This window comes from Flavobacterium selenitireducens (genome assembly GCF_014748335.1).
In the GTDB taxonomy this organism is placed as follows: Bacteria; Bacteroidota; Bacteroidia; order Flavobacteriales; family Flavobacteriaceae; genus Flavobacterium; species Flavobacterium selenitireducens.
Genome location: NZ_JAAVIY010000029.1, coordinates 1 through 1911 on the forward strand (window position 1 = coordinate 1; position 1911 = coordinate 1911).

The 1911-nt window shown below is 36.4% G+C and carries 3 protein-coding genes; all 3 read left to right on the forward strand.

Annotation, left to right across the window (positions count from 1 at the left end; genetic code table 11):
* Window positions 1-226 precede the first annotated feature (226 nt).
* The 3 genes from HC229_RS16480 (at window position 227) to HC229_RS16775 (ending at window position 1558) form a co-directional block, all read left to right on the forward strand.
* Complete coding sequence (locus HC229_RS16480; protein WP_191021600.1) at window positions 227-625, forward strand: helix-turn-helix domain-containing protein; 399 nt, start codon at window positions 227-229, stop codon at window positions 623-625.
* Window positions 626-1028: 403 nt separating this feature from the next.
* Window positions 1029-1271, forward strand: a complete 243-nt coding sequence (locus HC229_RS16485; RefSeq protein ID WP_191021601.1) for a type II toxin-antitoxin system ParD family antitoxin — start codon at window positions 1029-1031, stop codon at window positions 1269-1271.
* Window positions 1268-1558 carry a type II toxin-antitoxin system RelE/ParE family toxin gene (locus tag HC229_RS16775; protein ID WP_191021602.1) on the forward strand — a complete coding sequence of 97 codons (291 nt, stop codon included), beginning with the start codon at window positions 1268-1270 and terminating at the stop codon, window positions 1556-1558. The genes HC229_RS16485 and HC229_RS16775 overlap by 4 nt, the downstream gene beginning before the upstream one ends.
* Window positions 1559-1911: the final 353 nt, after the last annotated feature.

Consider the following 1911-nt stretch of genomic DNA (forward strand, 5'->3'; position numbering starts at 1 on the left):
CAGGCCAAGGAAATGCCTAAATTATAAAACACCGAAATATATTTTGGAAAGAGAGATTGCCGCCTCAAAACATCGATTAAATTAGCAATAATATTAAACATCAAAAGACCTGTTGCAATTAGGTCTTGAATCCACCTCGTGATCCGACGTCCGTATTTTACAATGAATTTTTACATTCAGGGGAAGCTAAAAGTTGTATTTTTACTTCAATTCAAATTCAGGATTTATGGAAGCATCAACCAAACAAAATCATATAGGTAGAAAGATTAGTAGAATTAGAGAACTGCGCGGAATGAAGCAAGAAGCACTTGCAGACTTTTTGGGTATAAGTCAGCAAGCAATCTCATCAATTGAAAACAGCCAGGATGTGGATGATAATAAACTTAGTCAAATTGCAAGTGCTCTCGGTGTTACTAAAGAGGGAATTAAGCAATTTAGCGAGGAGGCAGTCTTCAACATAATTAATAACACGTTTACAGATTATAGCTCGAATAATAATAACTATTTGTGTCATATAAATCCTTTGGAAAAGATTGTTGAATTATATGAACGCTTAGTAGAAACAGAACGGGAAAAGAATATTTATTTGGAAAAGCTGATTTCTAAGTTTGAAAACAAACTGTGATTGGAGCGCTATTGATAGTTGCTGGAATAATTTTAATTTTTTTGGGAATAGTATTAGTAAAGTATTTTCAAAATCTTAAACATTATCAGCGCGGAGGATTTTCGTTCAAAATTCAAGTTGCTGGAATCGGTTTGGTAATTATTGGAGTTGGCTTAATTATTAATGGCTTTATGAGTAGCTAAAATTGTTGAAACGTCGCCTAACCGCCGCTAACTTCCATTGCTGTTTTCCGTTAGCGAGAACCACTTTTTTCCATAACTTCGTTTTCGTTCGGCAGAGAATATTCTCTCCGATGGCCGCAACGAGAATTTAGCGGCCTCACGTTACAAGCCATTCTGTTAAAATTGAGGACAAAACAACAACTGATACCATCCTTTGGTATATTTGTTTCAAAATAATTGTTATGGCGAAAAACACTTCAATATTGCTCGGAGATCATTTTAATAATTTCATTAACGAAGAGGTCGCGTCTGGAAGATATAGTTCTGCTAGCGATGTCGTTAGATCTGCGCTTCGTTTGCTTGAAATCGAGGAACAGAAAATCAAATGGCTCAGAAATGAACTTGAAATTGGCGAGAAAAGCGGAATCGTGGAAAACTATGATCCGAAAAAACATCTTGAAGAACTCAAGAAAAGACATTCATGAAATATAGAATTACCGAAGCCGCATACAATGATTTGAACGACATCTATTTCTATACGTTCCAGAAATGGTCGGAGAATCAGGCAAGCAAATATTTTGAATCTATAATTCATGAAATTCGGTTGTTCAGCGAAAATCCTGAAAAGGCCAAACGCATGCCAAAAGTGCGGACAGACTTTTTCTATTTTCGTGCCTTATCACATTACGTATTTTTCAAAAGGAATGGAGAAGTAATTGAAGTCGTTAGAATTCTTCACAAGATGATGGACTTTTCTCAGCATCTAGAATAGAACGGCTTGTAACCGCCGCTAACCGCCATCGCTGGTTCAGAGAAATTAGAACCAGAAATTTCCAAAAGTCACGAAAACAAGATTTTTTTCCGCTTTGTCAAGCTAGAAAAAATCGTTGATTTCGCTACCTTTATTCCAAAGCAGAGAAAGTTCTCTCCGGAAGGCCGCGACGGCGTTTAGCGGCCTCACGTTAGCAGAAATATTTCAACACACATGGTAAATTCAAGAACTTAACGCAACAAAATCTTATCAATAGATTTGTTGTAAATGAAGAGAACATTCAACCATTTAAGTCATAAGGAAAGGATCGTAATCGAGACGTTGCTCGCCGAAAAAAAATCCGTTTCATATAT